At 68.7% G+C, this 20220-nt stretch carries 14 protein-coding genes, 1 tRNA gene and 1 other RNA gene; 6 read left to right on the forward strand and 10 right to left on the reverse strand.

Annotated features, from left to right (window positions below; genetic code table 11):
• Positions 1–15 precede the first annotated feature (15 nt).
• The 3 genes from pta to ffs form a co-directional block, all read right to left on the reverse strand.
• Entirely contained in the window at positions 16–2175 is a 2160-nt protein-coding gene (gene pta, locus ABD716_RS06155; protein WP_344774898.1) for a phosphate acetyltransferase, read from the reverse strand.
• A gap of 36 nt (positions 2176–2211) precedes the next feature.
• Entirely contained in the window at positions 2212–4686 is a 2475-nt protein-coding gene (locus ABD716_RS06160) for a phosphoketolase family protein (protein ID WP_344774901.1), read from the reverse strand.
• A 139-nt stretch (positions 4687–4825) separates the two neighbouring features.
• Positions 4826–4922, reverse strand: an RNA gene (gene ffs / locus ABD716_RS06165) — signal recognition particle sRNA small type.
• A gap of 165 nt (positions 4923–5087) precedes the next feature.
• Between ffs and ABD716_RS06170 the strand changes: the two genes are divergently transcribed.
• Both ABD716_RS06170 and ABD716_RS06175 read left to right on the forward strand, forming a co-directional pair.
• Positions 5088–5172: transfer RNA gene (locus ABD716_RS06170), tRNA-Ser, on the forward strand.
• A gap of 72 nt (positions 5173–5244) precedes the next feature.
• Positions 5245–6099 carry an NAD(P)-dependent oxidoreductase gene (locus ABD716_RS06175; RefSeq protein WP_344774903.1) on the forward strand — a complete coding sequence of 285 codons (855 nt, stop codon included), beginning with the start codon at positions 5245–5247 and terminating at the stop codon, positions 6097–6099.
• 7 nt (positions 6100–6106) lie between these two features.
• Here the strand turns inward: ABD716_RS06175 and ABD716_RS06180 are convergent, their stop codons facing one another.
• The 5 genes from ABD716_RS06180 to ABD716_RS06200 are packed head-to-tail and all read right to left on the reverse strand — an operon-like array spanning position 6107 to position 12636.
• Complete coding sequence (locus tag ABD716_RS06180) at positions 6107–7300, reverse strand: glycoside hydrolase family 1 protein (protein WP_344774905.1); 1194 nt, start codon at positions 7298–7300, stop codon at positions 6107–6109.
• A gap of 19 nt (positions 7301–7319) precedes the next feature.
• Entirely contained in the window at positions 7320–9041 is a 1722-nt protein-coding gene (locus ABD716_RS06185; RefSeq protein ID WP_344774907.1) for an ABC transporter ATP-binding protein, read from the reverse strand.
• Positions 9038–9991: an ABC transporter permease gene (locus ABD716_RS06190; RefSeq protein ID WP_344774909.1), complete on the reverse strand. Its 954-nt coding sequence runs from the start codon at positions 9989–9991 to the stop codon at positions 9038–9040. Before ABD716_RS06190 ends, ABD716_RS06185 begins: the two co-directional genes overlap by 4 nt.
• A complete protein-coding gene (locus tag ABD716_RS06195) occupies positions 9988–10968 on the reverse strand; it encodes an ABC transporter permease (RefSeq protein ID WP_344774911.1) in 981 nt (326 codons plus the stop codon). Before ABD716_RS06195 ends, ABD716_RS06190 begins: the two co-directional genes overlap by 4 nt.
• Before the next feature lie 3 nt (positions 10969–10971).
• Positions 10972–12636, reverse strand: a complete 1665-nt coding sequence (locus ABD716_RS06200) for an ABC transporter substrate-binding protein (protein ID WP_344774913.1) — start codon at positions 12634–12636, stop codon at positions 10972–10974.
• 114 nt (positions 12637–12750) lie between these two features.
• On the opposite strand from ABD716_RS06200, the gene ABD716_RS06205 reads away from it, so the two are divergent.
• From ABD716_RS06205 to ABD716_RS06220, 4 genes are all read left to right on the forward strand, one after another.
• A complete protein-coding gene (locus ABD716_RS06205) occupies positions 12751–13839 on the forward strand; it encodes a LacI family DNA-binding transcriptional regulator (protein WP_344774915.1) in 1089 nt (362 codons plus the stop codon).
• A gap of 112 nt (positions 13840–13951) precedes the next feature.
• Positions 13952–15514: a glucoamylase family protein gene (locus tag ABD716_RS06210; protein ID WP_344774917.1), complete on the forward strand. Its 1563-nt coding sequence runs from the start codon at positions 13952–13954 to the stop codon at positions 15512–15514.
• Positions 15515–15590: 76 nt separating this feature from the next.
• Positions 15591–16700 carry a LacI family DNA-binding transcriptional regulator gene (locus tag ABD716_RS06215; protein WP_344774918.1) on the forward strand — a complete coding sequence of 370 codons (1110 nt, stop codon included), beginning with the start codon at positions 15591–15593 and terminating at the stop codon, positions 16698–16700.
• Between the two features lie 143 nt (positions 16701–16843).
• Positions 16844–18094 (forward strand): PIN-like domain-containing protein, encoded by a 1251-nt coding sequence (locus ABD716_RS06220; RefSeq protein WP_344774919.1) that lies wholly within the window; start codon positions 16844–16846, stop codon positions 18092–18094.
• Between the two features lie 62 nt (positions 18095–18156).
• Here ABD716_RS06220 and ABD716_RS06225 read toward each other — a convergent pair whose 3' ends face one another.
• Together ABD716_RS06225 and ABD716_RS06230 are read right to left on the reverse strand one after the other, a co-directional pair.
• Positions 18157–19893: a DNA/RNA helicase domain-containing protein gene (locus ABD716_RS06225; RefSeq protein WP_344774920.1), complete on the reverse strand. Its 1737-nt coding sequence runs from the start codon at positions 19891–19893 to the stop codon at positions 18157–18159.
• On the reverse strand, positions 19880–20200 hold the full coding sequence (locus tag ABD716_RS06230) for a nucleotide pyrophosphohydrolase (protein ID WP_344774921.1): 321 nt from the start codon (positions 20198–20200) through the stop codon (positions 19880–19882). Before ABD716_RS06230 ends, ABD716_RS06225 begins: the two co-directional genes overlap by 14 nt.
• Positions 20201–20220 lie beyond the last annotated feature (20 nt).

Here is a 20220-nt window from a genome sequence, read left to right on the forward strand (position 1 = left end):
CGGTCGCAGAGCGACCTACTCGACCAGCGGTGAGGAGGTCTGCGCCTGGATCGCCGTGATGGCGATGGTGTTGACGATGTCGTCGACGAGCGCGCCGCGCGACAGGTCGTTGACCGGCTTGTTGAGCCCCTGCAGCACGGGGCCGATCGCGACGGCGCCCGACGAGCGCTGCACCGCCTTGTACGTGTTGTTGCCCGTATTCAGGTCGGGGAATATGAAGACCGTCGCGCGCCCGGCCACCGGCGAACCGGGCAGCTTCGCCGCGGCGACGACCGCATCGGCCGCCGCGTCGTACTGCAGCGGCCCCTCGACGAGAAGCTCGGGGGCCCGCTCGTGCACCAGCGCGGTGGCCGAGCGCACCTTCTCGACATCGGCGCCCGAGCCTGAGTCCCCCGTCGAGTACGAAAGCATCGCGACCCGCGGCTCGATGCCGAACTGCGAGGCCGTTGCGGCCGACGAGATCGCGATGTCGGCGAGCTGGGTGTCACTCGGGTCGGGGATCACGGCGCAGTCGCCGTAGACGAGCACGCGGTCAGACAGCGCCATGAGGAACACCGACGACACCACGCCCACGCCCGGCTTGGTCTTGATGATCTCGAACGCCGGCCTGATCGTGTGCGCGGTCGTGTGCGCGGCGCCCGAGACCATGCCGTCGGCGAGCCCGAGGTGCACCATCATGGTGCCGAAGTAGGAGACATCCGTCACGGTGTCGAGGGCGCGCTCGAGCGTCATGCCCTTCGCCTTGCGGAGCTCGGCGTATTCGGCGCCGAAGCGCTCGCGCAGCTCGGGATCGGTCGGCGACAGCACCGCGGCCGACGACAGGTCGAGCCCCAGCGACGACGCCCGGCCACGGATCGCCTGCTCGTCGCCGAGCAGCGTCAGCTGGGCGATGTCGCGGGCGAGCACGACGGATGCCGCCCGCAGCACCCGGTCGTCATCGCCCTCGGGCAGCACGATGTGCTTGCGGGCCGAGCGCGCCCGCTCGAGCAACCGGTACTCGAACATGAGCGGCGTCACGACCGGCGACGGCTCGACGTCGAGCGCGTCGAGCAGCGCGATGTGGTTGACGTTGCGATCGAAGAGGGCGATCGCCCGCTCGGTCTTGCCCGGGGAATCCGCCCCCATGCGCGTGCGCGCGCCGTTGACGCGCACCGTCGTCTCGAAGGTGCCGAACGGCGCCTCGATGATCGGCAGCGCCGGGTCCATTCCCCTGATCAGCCGGGTGATCGGCTCGCTGAGCGCGAAGCCGCCGTTCAGCACGATCGCCGACACGGACGGGAAGGTGCCCGCCTGATATGCCGCGAGCACGGCGAGCAGCGTCTCGGTGCGATCGCCCGGGACGACCACGACCGCTCCGTCGATGAGGCGGGTCAGCACGTTCTCCATCGACATGCCCGCGACGACGACGCCGAGCACCTCGCGGTCGAGCAGCTCGCGATCGCCGAAGACCAGCCGGCCCTCGACCGCGTCGAGCACGGCCGAGACGGTCGGGGCGACGAGCACCGGGTCCTCGGGCAGCACCCACACGGGCCGGTCGAGCGCGTTCGCGACCGTCGACTGCGACTGGGCGGCGACGGATGCCTGCACCTGCCGGTGGATCTCGCCGAGCGCCTCCGGGTCGGCGCGGTTCACGACGACGCCGAGCAGCGAGGCGTGCTCGGCGCGCAGCTCGTCGATGGCGAGGCTCGCGAGCTGACGCACCTGCTCGACCGAGCGGGCGCCCGACGAGCCGAGCTGGCGGCGCAGGTCTCCCCCGTCGTCCCCCGCGCGCCCGCTCACGACGAGCAGCACGGGCGCGCCGAGGTTGGCGGCGATGCGCGCGTTGTACGAGAGCTCGGTGGGGGCTCCGACGTCGGTGTAGTCGCTGCCGACGATGACGACGGCATCGCACCGGCCCGAGATCCGCTGGTAGCGCTCGATGATGCGCGAGAGTGCCGCGTCGGCATCCGCGTGCACCTCGTCATAGCTCACGCCGACGGCGTCCTCGTAGCTCAGCCCCGCGGTCTGGTTCGAGAGCAGCCATTCGAGGATGTAGTCGCGCTGCTCGGTGCTGCGGGCGATCGGCCGGAAGACGCCCACCCGGCCGACCTGCCGCGACAGCGTGCGCAGCACCCCGAGAGCGATCGTCGACTTGCCGGTTTGCCCTTCGGCCGAGGTGACGTAGACCTGCTTCACGACGTCGACGCTAGCGAACGAGGCTGTGGCAGGGGTTCAGTCGTTGTCGCCGCCGGTGTCGTTGATGTTCGCCTTCGCGCCGCCCTTCCAGGCCCAGTTCGCGACCTCGGGGATGTCCTCGCCGTTCTCATACGCGTAGAGGCGCGCGTTGAGGCGGGCGTCCACCATCTCCTGACGCAGACCGGCGTAGCGCTGGGCGAGGCCCGGCACGCGGTCGATCGCGTCGATCACGAGGTGGTAGCGGTCGAGGTCGTTGCGCATGACCATGTCGAACGGCGTCGTCGTCGTGCCCTCTTCCTTGTAGCCGCGCACGTGCAGGTGCCCGTGCCCGTTGCGGCGGTAGGTGAGGCGGTGGATGAGCCAGGGGTAGCCGTGGTAGGCGAAAATGACCGGCTTGTCCGTCGTGAACAGCGCGTCGTAGTCGCGGTCGGAGAGGCCGTGCGGGTGCTCGTCCTCAGGCTGCAGCTTCATCAGGTCGACGACGTTCACGACGCGGATCTTGAGATCGGGGATCTTCTCTTGCAGGATCTCGGAGGCCGCGAGCACCTCGAGGGTCGGGATGTCCCCGGCCGCCGCGAGCACGACGTCGGGTGACTCGCCGTCGACCTCTGAGCCGGCCCACTCGAAGATGCCGAGACCGCGCGTCATGTGCCGCACCGCCTCGTCGACCGTGAGCAGGTTCGGCTGCGGCTGCTTGCCCGCGACGACCACGTTCACGTAGTTCACCGAGCGCAGGCAGTGGTCGTAGGTCGACAGCAGCGTGTTGGCGTCGAACGGCAGGTAGACGCGCACGACGTCGGCCGACTTGTTGACGACGTGGTCGATGAAGCCCGGGTCCTGGTGCGAGAAGCCGTTGTGGTCCTGCCGCCACACGTGGCTCGACAGCAGGTAGTTCAGCGACGAGATCGCCCGGCGCCACGGAATCTCGCGCGTCACCTTCAGCCACTTCGCGTGCTGGTTGAACATCGAGTCGATGATGTGGATGAACGCCTCATAGCTCGTGAAGAGCCCGTGGCGGCCGGTGAGCAGGTAGCCCTCGAGCCACCCCTCGCACTGGTGCTCGCTGAGCACCTCCATGACGCGCCCCACGCGGGCGAGGTTCACGTCGACCGGCCAGATCTCGCCCGCGAACTGCTTGTCGGTCGCGTCGTAGACGGGAGGGGCGAGGCGGTTGGATGCCGTCTCGTCAGGCCCGAAGATGCGGAAGTTGTCGGGGTTGTCCTCGATGACGGTCGCGAGCCATTCGCCCAGAACGCGGGTCGCCTCGCTGCTCGTGGCGCCGGGACTCGGGACATCCACCCCGAACTCGCGCCAGTCGCGCAGGCGCAGATCCCTGCGCACGAGGCCGCCGTTCGCGATGGGGTTGGCGCTCATGCGCCGGTCGCCCTTCGGGGCGATCGCGACGGCGTCCGGAACGGGCGTTCCGTTCTCGTCGAAGAGCTCTTCCGGCTTGTAGGAGCGCAGCCAGCCCTCGAGCAGCGCGGTGTGCTCAGGCGTGTCCCGGGCGTTGGCGAGCGGCACCTGGTGCGCACGCCACGTGTTCTCGACCTGCACGCCGTCGATCTCGGGCGGGCAGGTCCAGCCCTTGGGGGTGCGCAGGATGATCATCGGCCACTTGGCGCGCCCCTCGAGGGTTCCGGCGGCGGCCTTGGCCTTGATGTCGGCGATCTCGTTGAGCACCTGGTCGAGCACCTCGGCGTAGCGCTTGTGCACCGCGATGGGGTCCTCGCCGTCGAATCCGCCCTCGACGAGGTAGGGGTTGTGGCCGTAGCCGCGGAAGAGCTCGAGCAGCTCGTCCTGGGGAATCCGGTCGAGGACCGTCGGATTGGCGATCTTGTAGCCGTTCAGGTGCAGGATTGGCAGCACGACGCCGTCCTGCACGGGGTCGATGAACTTGTTCGAGTGCCAGCTGGTCGCGAGGGGGCCCGTCTCGGCCTCGCCGTCACCCACGACCGCCATGACGAGCAGGTCGGGGTTGTCGAACGCGGCGCCGTAGGCGTGGCTCAGCGCGTAGCCGAGCTCGCCGCCCTCGTGGATGGAGCCGGGCGTCTCGGGGGCCACGTGGCTCGGGATGCCGCCGGGGAACGAGAACTGCTTGAAGAGGCGCCGGATGCCGGCCTCATCCTGCTCGATGTCGTGGTAGATCTCGGAGTAGGTGCCGTCGAGGTAGGCGGAGGCGACCAGGCCGGGGCCGCCGTGGCCGGGGCCGATGATGTAGATCGTGTTGAGGTCGCGCTCTTGGATGGCGCGGTTCATGTGCGCGTACATGAAGTTGAGGCCCGGCGTCGTGCCCCAGTGGCCGAGCAGTCGGGGCTTGATGTCGTCGACCTGCAGCGGTTCGCGCAGCAGCGGGTTGTCGAGCAGGTAGATCTGGCCGACGCTCAGGTAGTTGGCGGCGCGCCAGTACGTGTCGATGAGCCGAATCGTCTCGTCGGAGACCGGGGTCTCGTCTCGATGCTTCCAGGCCGTTTCGGTGGTCGCGGCAGATTCGGTCACGGTGTCAGTCGACATCGAAGAGTCCCCTCCCCATGCGGAATATCCGTCAAATGGCGGTGCTATGGGTCAGCCTATGGACGCCGCATCGGGCGGCGCTAGGCCTTTTCGGTGCCTAACCGGGACTTCGATGGTGTAGGGAACGAGACGCGCAAAAGAAAAAGACCCCCCGCGCACCCGCCAGAGCCCGGTTACCCTTGCTGCGTTTCCGCCCTGGGGGAGTTGGCCTGGATGGCGCCACGCGGGGAGCCGGCTTCCATTCTAGAGGACGGCGGAGTGGGAGGAATCCGAGAGCGGCGCAGTCGCCGCCGCTGGTCGAGTAGGTCGCTCTGCGACCGTATCGAGACCCCTTCCCGCCCCGGCCGGTCCCCCAGCCAACGTCCGGTAGACTTCTCGAGTTGCGCTTCGGCGCGGCACCTGGAGGATTCGCCTAGTGGCCTATGGCGCACGCTTGGAAAGCGTGTTGGGTGAAAGCCCTCGGGGGTTCGAATCCCCCATCCTCCGCCCCGGATGCCCCCGAGAGATCGGGGGCTTTCTCATAGCTGGCGAAGCAGCGCCGCGGGTAATGATCACAGCATGAAGATCGGATTCCTCGGACTCGGCCGCATGGGCCGCGAGCTCGTTCAGCACGTCATCGCCGGTGGCCATGAGGTCACCGTGTGGAACCGCACGACATCGGCCACCGAGGGCGCGGCGGCCGCGGGCGCGCGCGTTGCCGATTCGGCCGCCGACGCGATCGCCGCGGCCGAGGCGGTCGTGACGATGTTCTTCGGGCCGAAGGTCACCCGAGAGGTCCTCATGGGGTCGGCGGCGGACGTCACGTTCCCCGAGGGCGTGCTGTGGATCGACGCGACGACGGTGTCGCCGGCCGACGCGAGCGAGTTCGCCGAGTGGGCCGGCGGTCGAGGCATCCGCTATGTGTCATCGCCCGTGATCGGCTCGACCGGACCAGCGCATGACGGCACGCTCGGCAGCCTCATCGGAGGCGCCGAGGCAGACGTCGCCGCCGCGCGCCCCATCGTCGAGCTGTGGTCGGACCCCGAGAAGGTGCGCACCTTCGACACGCCGGCCGCCGCTGCGACGGCCAAGCTCATCGCGAATCTCAGCGTCGCGGTCGTCGCCGAGGGCATTGCCGAGTCGTTCAGGGTCGGGCACGCCGGCGGCCTCTCCACCGCGGACGTGGTCAAGCTCCTGCCGCTCACTCAGCTCGCCGGGCAGGCGGGAATGAAGAAGCAGCTGCTCGAGTCGCAGGACTGGGCGCAGACCCAGTTCGCCGTCGATGCACTTGTCAAGGACACCGGCTTCATGACCGAGCTCGCCGGCGCGGGCCGCCTGCCCGCCGTCGAGGCGTGGGCCGCCCGGCTCGCGGAGGCGCACGACGCAGGACTCGGTGACGCCGACTACATCGCGGCGCTGCGGGACGAGTTGTAGGCGCTGCTCAGTCCACGAGCGCGTTCGCCTGCGCGACTCTGCCCAGCCACCGGGCGCTCTCGCGCACGTCGCGGGCGAACGTCGCGCGGTCGACGCCGACGATGCCGAAGGTGGGCGCGAACGACCCCCACTCGTAGTTGTCGAGCAGGCTCCAATAGAGGTAGCCCAGCACCTCGGTGCCCTCCTGCATGGTGTCGTGCAGACCCTCGAGCGCGCCGCGCACGTAGTCGCGCCGCCGCGCGTCGTCGCCCGTCGCCATGCCGTTCTCGGTGACGAAGACGGGCACGCCGGGTGCATACCGCGCAGCGAGCCGCACGCCCTCGGCGAGCGCGGGCGGGTAGTACTCCCACCCCGTCAGGGTGCGCTCGACGCCGTCGGCGACCGGCCGCGGACCCTCGGGACCCACGATGGTGCGCGTGTAGGCCTGCACCCCGACCCAGTCGTCGCCGGCCGCCTGCTCGAGGAACCACGCGTCCCGCGGGTAGCTGTACGCCTGCGCAGCCTCCTGCGCCCCCGGCTCCCCCGGTGCCGCCTGCACGGCCTGCGTTGCCACGGTCCACCCTGAGCGCACGTGGCCGAGCCCCGAGAGCACCGACCGCGCCGAGCGGTGCGCCGCGGCGAGCACCTCGGAGACGCGACGGCTCGGGTTCGGCAGCCCGTGGGTCGACTCCCACTGCGAGCCCGCCGCGTCGCCGGCATCCGCCCCGGCCGTGATCGCGACCATGTTCGGTTCGTTGATCGTGCCGACCCACTCGACGTCGTCGAGGATCGCGCTCACCGTCTCGACGTAGCGCGTGAACCGCTCGACGGCGTCGTTCGCGCGCCAGCCGCCGGCGTGCGCGAACCAGCGCGGCACCGTGAAGTGGTGCAGCGTCACCATGGGCGTGACGCCCTGGTCGCGCGCCGTGTCGATCATGCGGCGGTAGTGGTCGAGCTCGGCGCGCGAGACGAAGCCGCGCTCGGGCTCGATGCGCGCCCACTCGAGCGAGAAGCGGTACATCCCGAGGCCGAGCTCGGCGACGATCCGGATGTCTTCCGGGTACCGGTGATAGCTGTCGCACGCGTCGCCGCTCGGCTCGGCCACGGGCGTCTCGGGGCGGTGCTCGAGCTCCCACCAGTCCGAGTTCACGTTGTTGCCCTCGATCTGATGAGCGGCGGATGCCGCGCCCCAGATGAACCCGTCGGGGAAGGTGCGATTCATGCTCTCGTGAGTCCTTTCGTCAGCTCTGCTCGAGCGCGCGGCCCGGCTGGGGCACGGCGGCCAAGAGGTCGCGGGTGTACGCGTCGCTCGGGTTGCGCAGCACCTCGGCGGTGCCGCCGCGTTCGACGACCCGCCCCTCGTGCAGCACCATGATCTGGTCAGTGATGAGCCGTGCGCTCAGCAGGTCGTGCGTGATGTAGAGCAGGCTCACGCCCCACGTCACCCGCAGCTCGTCGAGAAGTGCGAGCACCCCGGCGCGCAGCGACACGTCGAGCATCGAGACCGGCTCGTCGGCGATGATCACCTGCGGGTCGCTGGCCAAGGCCCGCGCGATCACGACGCGCTGCCGCTGCCCTCCGGAGAGCTGGTGCGGCAGCTTGCTCGCGAACAGCTCGGCCGGCGCGAGGCCGACCGTCTCGAGCAGCTCGAAGACGCGCTCGCGCACGGCGTCGCCGCGGCGGCCGGAGTAGTTCACGATCGGCCGGCTCAGCGTGTACTCGACCGTGTGCAGCGGGTTGAGCGCGGCATACGGGTCCTGGAAGACCATCTGCACGTCGCGGCGCAGACGGCGCAGTTCGCGCCGGCCGGCGCGCCCCACCTCGAGGTCGCCGAAGCGGACGCGACCGGCGGTCGGCTTCTCGACCCCGGTGATGAGCTTCGCGATCGTCGACTTGCCGCTGCCGCTCTGCCCGACCAGGGCGAGCGCCGCGCCGGGCTCGAGCGTGAACGAGACATCGTCGACGGCGGGGCGGTCGCCGCGGCGAGCACGCCCGTAGACCTTGCTCACGGCGTCGACCACGATCGGCTCGCGCACCGCCCGCCCCGGCCGGGCGCGCACGGCGGGGGCCGGGGTGGCGAGCGCGGCGTCGGCGCCAGCCTCTGACTCGGCGCCGGCGCCCGAGGCATCCGTCACCCGCTCGCCCTCGCGCGCGGTCAGGCCGGGCACGGTCACCGTCTGCGCGCGCGGGTCGGCGTAGTGCGACAGCAGCATGCGCGTGTACGCGTCGCGGGGCGCGCGCAGGATGTCGGCGCTCGGGGCGTCCTCGACGATCCGCCCGTCGTGCATGACGAGCACCCGCGCCGTCGCCTCGAGCACGACGCCGAGGTCGTGGCTGATCAGGATCGCCGTGAACTTCTCGGATGCCTGCAGCGAGCGGATCGTGCTCATCACCGCGTGCTGCACGAGCACGTCGAGCGCCGTGGTCGGCTCGTCGAAGACCATCAGCTTCGGCTCGAGCGAGAGCGCGAGGGCGATCGAGACGCGCTGGCGCATGCCGCCCGAGAGCTCGCCGGGGTAGCGGTCGAGCACGTCCGCCGGCAGCTCGACCTTGGCGACCAGCTCGCGCGCCCGCGCCTCCCGCGAGCGCGGCGACACATGGCCGTGCGCGCGGAAGATGTCGAGGAAGTGGTTGCGAACGGTGCGCACCGGGTTGAGGGCGTTCATGCCGGCCTGCAGCACCATCGCGAGCCCGCCGCGGCGCTGGCGGCGCAGCTCCTCGCGCGAGAGCGTGGCGACGTCGACGCCGTCGGAGAGGATGCGCCCGTGCTCGATGCGCGCCGACGGCGAGCCGAGGCGGGTGAGCGCGAAGCCGAGCGTCGACTTGCCTGAGCCCGACTCCCCCACGAGCCCGACGAACTCGCCCTGCTCCAGCTCGAAGCTGACGTGGTCGACGGCGCGCACCGGCTCGCGGCCGGCGGACTCGTAGACGATCGAGAGTTCCTCCACCGTGAGCAGGCTCATCGTGTGCCCCCTTCCCGCAGGCGCGGATTACTCAGCCCGTCGACGCCGAAGTTGATGAACGCGAGCGAGGTCGCGAACAGGGCGATCATGAGCCCAGGCGCGAACAGCAGGATCCACTGGCCGGTCAGCAGCACGTTGCTGTTCTGCGCCCAGAAGAGCATGGTGCCCCAGCTGACCGTCGTCGAGTCGCCGAGCCCGAGGAACTCGAGGCCCGCCTCGGCGAGGATCGCCGCCGTGGCCGCGCCGAAAAAGCTCGACGCGATCAGCGACGTCATGTTCGGCATGATCTCGTGGAAGACGATGCGGCTCGCGCTCTCGCCGCTGAACTGGGCGGCCGTCACGAAGTCGCGCGAGCGCAGCGCCTGGGTCTGCGAGCGCAGCACGCGCGCGCCCCACGCCCACCCGGTGACCACCACGACGAGCACGATCACGCCGATGCCGCCGTTCTGCAGATACGCCGCGATCACGATCATGAGAGGCAGCGACGGGATGACGAGGAACAGGTTGACGATGAATCCCACGCCCTCGCCCCAGAACGTGCGCACGTAGCCCCAGCTGAGCCCGACGGCCACCGCGATGATCGTCGACAGGATGCCGGCGACGAGGGCGACCGAGACAGAGACGCGTGCGCCGAAGATCAGCTGACTGAGCACGTCCTGCCCGCTGGCGGTGGTGCCGAGCAGGTGGGCGGCGCTGCCGTTCAGCCCCCTGCCGAAGCTCGCGTCGTGCGCGCCGTAGGGCGCGATGAGCGGCGCGAACACGGCGAGGGCCACGAAGAAGAGGAATCCGATCACGCCGATGCGGGCGCGCGGCACGGCCCAGATCGTCGCGATGCCGCGGCCGAGCACGCGCAGCGGGGAGGGGCGGCCGGCGCGGGGCGCGGGGCGCCCGCCCTGGCGCTCGGGCACCGCGGGCCCGCCGGTTCGATCGGTGGAGAGGTCTGTGGTCATCGCCTGGTCCTCGGGTCGAGCACGCCGTACAGCACGTCCACGATGAAGTTCGCGATGAGCACGCTCACCGTGATCATGAGGAACAGCGCCTGCATCAGCGGGTAGTCCTGGTTGGTGACGGCGTGGAACAGCAGCAGGCCGACGCCCGGGTACTGGAAGACGGTCTCGACGAGCAGTGAGCCGCCGACGACACCGCCGAGCACGAGCCCGAACGAGGTCAGGTTGGGCAGGATCGCGTTGCGCGCGGCATAGCGCAGGGCGACCGTGCGAGGGTGCAGCCCGTTCGCCTCGGCGAAGGTGACGTAGTCCTCGCCGAGGGTGTTGACCATGGTGTTGCGCATGCCGATGATCCAGCCGCCGAGCGAGGTGATCAGGATCGTCAGGGCGGGCAGCCCCGCGTGCGCGATCGCCTCGCCGATGAATCCCGCGCTCAGATTCGGTGTCGACGAGTCGCCGTAGGCGCCCGAGGTCGGGAACCGGCCCGCGACGTAGCCGAGGAAGAAGAGCAGCAGCAGGGCGGTCCAGAAATACGGAAACGCGGAAGCGAACTGGCTGCCCGCCGTCGCGAAGGTGTCGACCCAGCTGCCCCGCTTCCATGCGGCGAGCGCACCGAGCGCGGTGCCGACGATGAACGCGATCACGGTCACGGTTCCGACGAGCACGAGCGTCCAGGGCAGGGCGCCCGACACGAGGGCCGAGACCTTCTGCGGGAAGTAGCTGTAGGAGGTGCCGAAGTCGAGCCGCACGATCTGGCCGAGGTACTGGCCGTACTGCGCGATCAGCGAGCCGTGCGGCACGCCGAGCTGCGCCTCGACGGCGGCCCGCATGGCCGGGGTCACGGGGCCGTTCTGCGACAGCTTCGCGATCGCGGCGTCGGCCGGCGACCCCGGCATCATGCGGGGCAGCAGGAAGTTGATCGTCACCGCCGCCCACAGAGTGACGACGAAGAGGGCGATCTTGCCCAGGAGGTAGCGCACGGTCTAGGACGCCGCCTTGATGCTGGTCAGGATCAGCAGCGCCGTCTCGGTCCACGTGCTCGGCGGCGCGTACGGGTTCGACGCGCTCGGCCAGTTCGTGAAGTCCTTCGTGCTGAACAGCCCCCAGAGGCCGCCGTAGAAGAGGCCGATCGCCGGCAGCTGGTCGTAGACGGTCTGCTGCAGTTGGTCGACGATCTGCTTCTGGGCATCCGTCGTCGTCGCCGACTTCAGCTGCGTGAGCAGCTGGTCGGTCTTGGTGTCCTTGAAGCGCTCGAAGTTGGCCGAGGTCGCGGTGCCGATCGGGGTCGCGAACGAGCTGTTGAGCAGGTTGTTGAAGTCTTGGAACGTGCTGCCGGTGCCGCCGTAGGAGCCGAGCGCGAGGTCGAAGTTCCCGGCGTTGAGCGCCTGCGTGTATGCCGCAGGCTGGGGCTGGTTGAGAGTGACGTCGATGCCGATCGCCTTGAGCTGGGTCTGCAGAGCCTGCAGCCCGCGCAGCCAGTCGGTGTAGCCGTTCGGCGAGGTGATCGTGAGGCTCAGCTGCTTGCCGCTCGCGTCGACGAGCTTGCCGCCCTTCTGCGTGTAGCCGGCCTTCTCGAACGAGGCGAGCGCCTTCTTCGTGTCCTGCGCGATGGCGCCCTTGTCGGGGATCGAGGTGTTCAGCCAGCTGTTCTGGTTGGGCAGCAGCAGCCCCGTCTGCCCGGCGGCCTTGACGTAGCCCTGCTCGGCGTCGTCGGCGATCTTGTCGCGGTCGAGCGCGTAGCTGAGGCCCCTGCGGAAGTCGAGGTTGTTGAACGGCGCCTTCGTCAGGTTGGGGTAGAGCGCGATGGTGCCGCCCGGCGGGAACCAGTAGGTGTTGTGCTGCTTGTCGGCCGCGACGAAGGTGCCCTTCACGTCGGAGATGTAGGAGTAGGCCCAGTCGTAGCCCTTGTGCACGATGTCGACCTGCGTGTTCGACGCCGGCAGCACGAGGGTCTTGGCGGCGACCTTGTCGGCCTGCCAGTAGTTCTTGTTCTTGCTCAGCGTGTATTCGTTCGGCGCGAACTTGCCGAGCACATATGGGCCGGTGACGACCGGGTTGTCGTTGGTCCACGTCAGCGGGTTCTTGACCGAGCTCCAGATGTGCTTCGGCACGATGATCTGCTGGTCGATGACCGTCGCCGCCGGAACGTCGGCGCCCTTGAGGTGGAAGGTGACCGTGTTGCGCGAGCTCGAGATCGAGTCGATGTGCTGCCACTCGCCGAGGGTGTCGAGCGAGGGGTTCTTCTTGATGAGGTCGAAGGTGAAGAGCACGTCCGCCGGGGTGAACGGCTTCCCGTCTGACCACTTCACGCCGCTGCGGATCGTGTAGTCGACCGTCTTCGGGTCGCGGAACGTGTCGCCCGTGGCGAGGAACGGCGTCGCCTTGCCGTCGATCGAGTTGACGACCTGCAGGGGCTCGTACATGTAGTGGGTTCCCACACGCGTCGACGGCGAGAACGGATTGAAGTTGCGCGTGAACGTCGGGGTGCCGTTGTCGGCGCCCAGCAGCAGAGACGCGCTCGAGCCGGACTCCGAGCTGGTCGAGGCCTTCGTCTGCACGGTGCAGCCGCTCACCACGGCGATCGTCGCGGCTGCGGTGACGACCGCGACCCCGGCCTTGAACAGCCTGGCCTTCGTCTTGGTTCCCATCACGGGCTTCCTTCCCCTGTCGACGCTGACTGGAATGTATGCGCTTTCAAGTCGGCAGTGTATGCGCTTACAATGACAACGGCAAGCCCAGGGCGACGCGAGAGGGGCACCACGATGGCCAAGCGCAAGGTCGGCGCCGCCCCCACCGTCTACGACGTGGCCGACGCTGCGGCCGTGTCGATCGCGACGGTCTCACGCGCCGTCCGCAACCCGGAATCGGTGACGCCGGCAACGCGCGAACGCGTCGAGCAGGCGATCCACGAGCTCGGCTATGTGCCCTCCGCCCCCGCCCGCGCGCTCGCCGATCGGCGCACCGGGGCGTACGGACTGCTGCTTCCCGGCTTCGATGACCTCGAGGATGCCGCGGCGCCCGCCCCTTCCGACGGGTCGGTGCGCATCACCGATGACCGCGGCAACCGCTCGCCGATCGGCGGCGCCCCGCTCTACTACGACGAGGTGCTGCGCGGCGCCGAGGTCGAGGCATGGCGACACGGCGCGGCACTGCTCGTCGCCGTCGGGCGGGGCCAGGGGCACGACATCGCCGGCCGCGTCGACGGTCTCGCCGTGTTCGCGCGCACGATGACCGACGACGCGATCGCGCGCGTGGCGGGGCGCACCCCCGTCGTGCTGCTCGCCGACGAGCAGGCCGCGCGGGGCATCGACTCGGTCAGCGTCGACAACGCCCGCGGCATGCGTGCGCTCGTCGAGCACGTGGTGGGCGAGCTCGGCATCCGCGATCTCGCTTATCTCGCCGGCCCGAAGGACTCCCCCGACGACGCCGTGCGCCGCACGGGGCTCGGGCAGGCACTCGCCGCCCACAAGGTCGACTCGCGATCGGTGCGTGTGCGACACGGCGACTTCGGCCGGGCGCGGGCCGCCCAGGTCGCGGCCGAGCTCATCGCCGAGCGGGCGCCGCGTGCGCTCGTGTGCGCCAACGACCAGTCGGCGCTCGGTGCGCTCGACGCGATCCGCGCGGCAGGGCTGCGGGTGCCAGACGACATCGTGGTGACCGGCTTCGACGGCATCGAGGCGGGCGCGTACGCCACGCCGCCGATCACCACCGTGCGGCAGCCGATGCGCGCCCTGGGCGGCGCGGCGATCCGTGCGCTCGAGGCGCGCATCGCCGACCCCACGGCCGCGCCGCAGCACCTCACGCTGCCGGTCGAGGTGCTGCTGCGCGAGAGCTGCCCGCCGGCGCTCTGAGCTGCGCGGCATCCGCGTGCCCTCTCTCGCCCCCCTCTTGCGGGCGGAAATGAATGCGCATACATTTGCGGCGCACCGCACCTGCATCACTCAGTGTCGAGTGAGGAGAACCATGAAGATTTCCCTGAAGCGCGCGGTCGCGGCGGTGGTCGCCGGCGGGGCGCTGCTCGCCGGCGGCATCGCTGCCCCGGCCGCGGCCCAGGCATCCCCGGCCCCCGTCGGCGCGCAGCGCCTGACCAGCGCGCAGCGCGCAGACCTGCTCTCGATGGCGCGCGACACGTGGCGCTTCTTCCAGAGCGACGTCGACCCCGTGACGCACCTGCCCCTCGACAACATCGGACCCGGCGAGACGCGCGGCAGCTACACCTCGGCGGCCAACATCGGCACCTATCTGTGGGCGGTGACGTCGGCGTACGACCTTAAGATCATCGACCGGCGCACCGCGACGCGCGAGATCAGCGCGACGCTCGCCGAGGTGGCACAGCTGAAGCGCAGCCACGGATTCCTGTACCAGTGGTACGACACCGGAACGGCGCAGGTCATCCCGAACCCGGGCACGACGCAGAGCTGCGCCGACGACCCGACCGCGGCGACCGACAACTGCTCGTTCCTCTCGGCCGTCGACAACGGCTGGTACGCCTCGGGCCTCATCGTGGTGCGCAACGCGTTCCCCGAGCTGCGCGCCGCGGCGAACCGGCTCATCGCACCGATGGACTTCTCGATCTTCTACGACAACCGCGCGCAGAGCCCGTGCAACGTGAACGCCGACGTCGACAACCAGCCGACGGGGCAGATGTACGGCGGCTACTACGTCGGCACGGGGCCCGCCGGGTACCACAACGGGGCGCTCTACAGCGACCCGCGCATCGCGATGTACGTCGGCATGGGGCTGCACCAGATGCCCGGCGACGTGTGGTGGCGCACGTGGCGCACCCTGCCGCCGAAGCGGTGCGCGACCGACCCGGACTTCTCGTGGCAGGGCCAGGGGACGCCGCAGGGGTATTGGACGACGATCAGAGACCCGCAGAGCGGCAAGCCGTTCACGGTGTGGGAGGGGCACTACACGTACCCCGGCACCGGGCTCACGTTCCTGCCCACCTATAACGGCGGCATGTTCGAGGCGCTCATGGCGCTGCAGGTCGTGCCCGAGACCGCGTGGGGGCCGCGTGGCTTCGGGCTCGCCGACCAGCGCGCGGTGCAGGTGCAGATGGCGTATGCCGCTCAGCTGGGGTACCCGGTGTGGGGAATGTCGCCGTCGTCGACGCCCGATGACACGGGCGGCTACAGCGCCTATGGTGCGCAGGGGCTCGCGTTTCCGACCGGGCAGCAGCTGGCGCAGGGGCCGTGCGCTTCGTGCTCGCCATCGCCCGAGTCGGCCGTGACGCCGCATGCGAGCTTCCTGGCTCTGACGGTCGCGCCGCAGCAGGCCTATCAGAACATCAAGAAGCTGCAGAAGCTGTACCCCGGGTCGTATGCGCGCGACGGCGGGTTCTATGACGCGGTCTCGCCTTCCACCGGTTCGGTCGGCCACCGCCGGCTGGTGCTCGACCAGTCGATGATCATGGCGTCGCTCGACAACGCGCTGAACGGCGGGCGGCTGCAGAGCTATTACGCGCAGGACCCGGTGGGGCGTGTCGCGAAGGAGTACCTGGAAGTGGAGAAGATGTCCTTGTAGGCGTGCGTTCGCTGGGGCGGCGCCGGTGCTGACGAGTTCGAGGATGCTCGAGGATGCTCGAGGGCGAGGGGGCCGCATGGCGAAGCCGACCGTGTACGACGTGGCGGCGCACGCCCGCGTCTCGATCGCGACGGTCTCGCGGGTGCTGCGCCGGCCCGACCTCGTCAAGGACTCGACCAAAGAGCAGGTGCTGGCCGCGGTCCGCGCGCTGGGGTACGTGCCCAGCGCGTCGGCCCGCGGCCTCGCCGGGCGTACCACGGGCGTCATCGGGCTGTATCTGCCGGCGATCGACGGCGTCGATGAGGCTGCTCTCGACGCCGCGGGCGAGGACGGGGCATCCGCCACTGTTCGCGTCGTGCGCGACATCCCCGATTCCGGCTCGTCGCGAGTGCGCGATCTCTACTATGACGAGGTGCTGCGCGGAGCCCAGCTCGAGGCGTGGCGCCAGGGCTTCGTGCTGACGATCGGCGTCGGCCACGGCGGCGACCCCGAGCGCATGGTGCGCGACATGGCGGGCCGCGTCGACGGCCTGCTGATCGTGGCGCGCAGCGTGCCGGAGGAGATGCTGGGTCAGCTGTCGGGAAGCATCCCGATCGTGCTCATCGCCGGGCCGCGCCGCGGCGACTCGTTCGACCACGTCGGTGTGGCGAATCGTGAGGGGATGCGCGCACTGACGGCCCACATCGTGTCGGAGCTGGGCGTGCGCGACCCCGTGTATGTCTTCGGGCCTGAGGGCTCGCCCGATGATGCGGAACGTTATGCCGGCTTCGTGGCCGCGTTGGCTTCCGTCGGGGTGGATGCCTCGGCTCTGCGGACCTTGAGAGGGGACTTCCGGCGCGAGGGCGGTCGTGCGGTTGCCGCTGCGCTGGTGGCCGAGGGCCGCGATGCGCTGCCGCGCGCCGTCATCTGCGGCAACGACCAGATGGCGCTGGGGATGCTTGACGAGTTCGGGCGCGCGGGGGTGCGCGTGCCCACCGATGTGCTGGTGTCGGGCTTCGACGGCATCGAGGAGACGCGCCTCAGCTCTCCGAGGCTCACGACCGTGCGTCAGCCTATGGAGGAGCTCGGCCGTGCGGCGGTGCGGGCGATGGTCGACCGGCTCGAGGCGCCCGACACCGCCCCGATCACGCGGCGGCTGCCGGTGGAGGTGCTGCTGCGCGAGAGCACTGAGACCGTCAGCGACTGAACACGAAGGCAGCACCTTGGCGGATAACCGCGGACGATCATGCTGACCCGAAGAACCTCCGCACGCCCACACTGGGGGTACGCCCACGGCTGGCTCGCGCTTCAGACTTGGAACGCCAGCGAGGATAAGTGGAAGGCAGACTCGTGTCCAAGGGCGGTCTCTATACAGGCTTCGATCACTTTCGTGTTCACGGTTCGGCCGACATCCGCGACGGCTTGCAAAACGGCATGGTCGTCTTGGACACAAACGTACTTCTGAACCTCTATCGATATAACGACAAGACCGTCGATGATCTGCTCAACGTGGCATCCGCAGCCGACAACCGCCTATTTGTTCCCCATCAAGTGGTGCGTGAGTTTTGGCGCAATAGACAATCGGTTATCGCCAGCCTTGGCACCGCGTCGAAGGACGCACTAGGCGCCCTTGCGAAGAACGCTACGTCTACTAAGGATGCCATCACGCGATGGGCAAAGAGCGTCGCAATTCCCGACGAGATCCGAGACTCGATGACTCTCGGCGTCGACGACTACTACGGTGGCCTACGAAGCAGGATCGGAGATGAGCCGGTTCGCATCTCAACCCACACGCCGACCGCACGGGATTCGCTCCTCTCCAAGCTCGAGGCATTACTGGAGGGCGCAGTCGGCGAGGCGCCCAGCGCCGAGGAGTGGGCTGCAGCGATAGCAGAGGGCGAGCGTCGCGTAGAGAACTCGTTGCCGCCGGGTTATATGGACGCCGACAAACTCGAGTCTGACCTGCCCGAGGGCGCCTCCGGCGACTACATCGTCTGGCGCCAGATCTTGGCAGAAGGCAAGATCCGTAACGTTGACTGCGTGCTTGTCACTGCGGACACGAAAGAAGACTGGTGGAACCGCGGCGAACGGGGTGCCGCGATCGGCCCTCGTCGAGAGCTCATCGAAGAGTACTTCGCGACTACCGGTCATCGCTTTTTCCTCCTGGAGCCAGTTGACTTGGTGAAGTACTCAAACGCGCTCGGGGTCGGGACAAGCCCAGAATCCGTGCACGACATCGAGCGAGTCCGAGACGACCGACCCGCCTCTGAACCGTGGACCTTAGAAGCGGTGCGAACTGTCCTTCGCGAGCTTGACGCTCAGGGCCAGACTCAGGCGAGCGTCATTCGTGAGGCAATTGAGCTAGGCGGTCGAATATCGCGGGCTCGAGTCTACGAATTGGATGGCCGAGACGAAGGCCAAATGTTACGTGGCTTCACGAGACCAGTGAAAAGAATCACGGCGGATCTGCAGGCGGCCGAACGCATACCGTTCGGGCTGGCTCCGCTACTTGACGCGGTGTATGAGACCGGCGTTAAGTCGTCGCACTTTGCGGTGCCCGAAGAAGTCGTTCAACTGTTCTCACCGACTGAGCGATCATAATCGACAGCCACTACATCGCAATGCCCACAAACCAGAGGCGCTGACGAGGAACGCGCTAGGACCTATACGGGATGCAGATAGGTCCGTACGCGGGATCTGAGTAACGGATCTTGTACGTACACATACGTCCCACGAATCCCACGCGTCAGCAGCACCGCATAGATGTTCCGCACGAAGGCGAGCACCTCCTCGTCGGTGTACGTCCGGCCGAGGAATCCGTTGCTCTCCATGCCCTTCTTGTCGAAGTAGTGGGCGCGGTCGAACACGATGCGGCCTGACTCTTCGTCGAATCGCAGATCAGGCCCGATGATGACGCCCGCGTAGTTGAGGTCGTACCCCTGCACCGTGTGGATCGACCCGACCTCGTCGATCGAGCCCGGCGAGTTGATCCAGTCCTTGTCGGTGCGGTTCCACTGCAGCCGGCATCCGTCGAGCTCGATGTCGAACGCGCTCGGGTCGCGCTTGCTCTTCCACTCCCACGCATAGCCGGCCACGAGCCGCGACAGTCCGACCTCCTCGTCGCGCTTGCGGATCTCGGCGTGCATCTCAGCGAGGCTGTCGAACATCCGCAGCTCGTAGCCCTCGAAGCGCTGCGGCGCGGGCGGCTCATCGCTCAGCATCCGCCTCACATAGTCGACGTAGTCGAGCCCCTGCTCGCCCGCCTTTGCGCGCACCCGCATTTGAGAGGCGAGCGGATGCCACCGGCCGCCGCTCTTCGCCACGGAGATCAGCTCGCGCTGAGTCTCAGCGGACAGGTCGGCCGGCCGCACGCTCTGCGCCGAGTCGATGAGGAAGAGCTGGTGGGTGCTCTGGGCGCGGATCCAGTCGAGTTGCGAGCGGTTCGCGCCCTCGGGCCCGAAGAGCCGCTCGTTGATCTCAGCGAACTTGAGGTTCTGCATCGCCGACGGCTGGTTGGCGCGCTGGCTCAGCCGGTGGGTCTCGTCGACGACGAGCAGATCCCACTTCTCGGTCGCCGCACCGACCTCGAACGGCGTGAGCACCATCTTCGGGCTGAGCGCCGGCACATGGCGGAAGACGTTCTTGACCGACTGCCGCAGCGACTGCTGTGGGATCACGAGCCCGACCTTGAAGTCGCGCAGCAGCTCGCGGTTCCGCTCGGTGAACAGTTCGGAGAAGACCGAATCTGCCTCGATGGTCTCGTCGGGGTCGCTCGTGGCGATGTCCTGCAGCAGCTTCAGCAGGTAGATGCCCACGATCGTCTTGCCGGTGCCGGGGTCGCCTTGGATGACCGCGGTGCTGCCGGCATCCGCCGCCAAGTCCGTGAACAGCTGCTCGAGGATCGCCTCGACCGCGACGGCCTGCCCCGTGTTGAGCTGCTTGAACGGCGACAGCTTGAAGAGGTCGGTGTTCTCGATCTCGGGAATCGAGCGCTCGAACAGCTTCTCGTCGCGCAGTCGCTCGAAGATTTCATTGAACGTCGCGCGGTAGTCAGCGCGCGCGTAGTAGTCCCAGTCGATCATCCGGTCGTTGTAGTTGAGCACCGTGTAACGGCCGTCGCCCGCAAACAGCGACGTGAGGTACGCCTCGAGATCGAGGCATACCGATTTGTTGAATCGGTCGTCGAGGATGACGCGCGCCACCTCGAGCGACTTCTTCGCCGGGGATGCCAGATGCTGGCGCATCCTGCCCACGAAGTTGCGGGATTCCCCGACGTAGACCTCGCGGGTGCCGTTGAGCACGTACACGACGGGCCAGTTGGTGAAGCGGCCACCGAGCGCCTCGCGCACCTTGAGCTCGGCCGGCGACATCACCAGCCGCTCGACCTCAAAGCTGGTCATACTTGGTGCTCCGGCCGCGGGCTTTCTCGACCGGGTACTTGACGCGGGTCTTCGCGAGCTTGTCGAGGACGAGCTGGTCGGGGGCGACGCCGAGGCGGTCGGCGAGCAGGTAGCAGTAGGTGAGCACGTCGGCGAGCTCTTCGTTGACGCGGTCTGCGTCGAAGTCGGGGCTCCACTGGAAGCACTCGAGCAGCTCGGCGGCCTCGATCGAGACGCTCTTCGCGAGGTTCTCGGGCGAGTGGAACTGGGCCCAGTCGCGCTCAGCGACGAACTCTCTCAGGTTGCGCAGAACGGCGTCGTCGGTCACGTGGTCACGGTAACAGCTAG

Source organism: Gryllotalpicola kribbensis, from assembly GCF_039538245.1.
In the GTDB taxonomy this organism is placed as follows: Bacteria; Actinomycetota; Actinomycetes; order Actinomycetales; family Microbacteriaceae; genus Gryllotalpicola; species Gryllotalpicola kribbensis.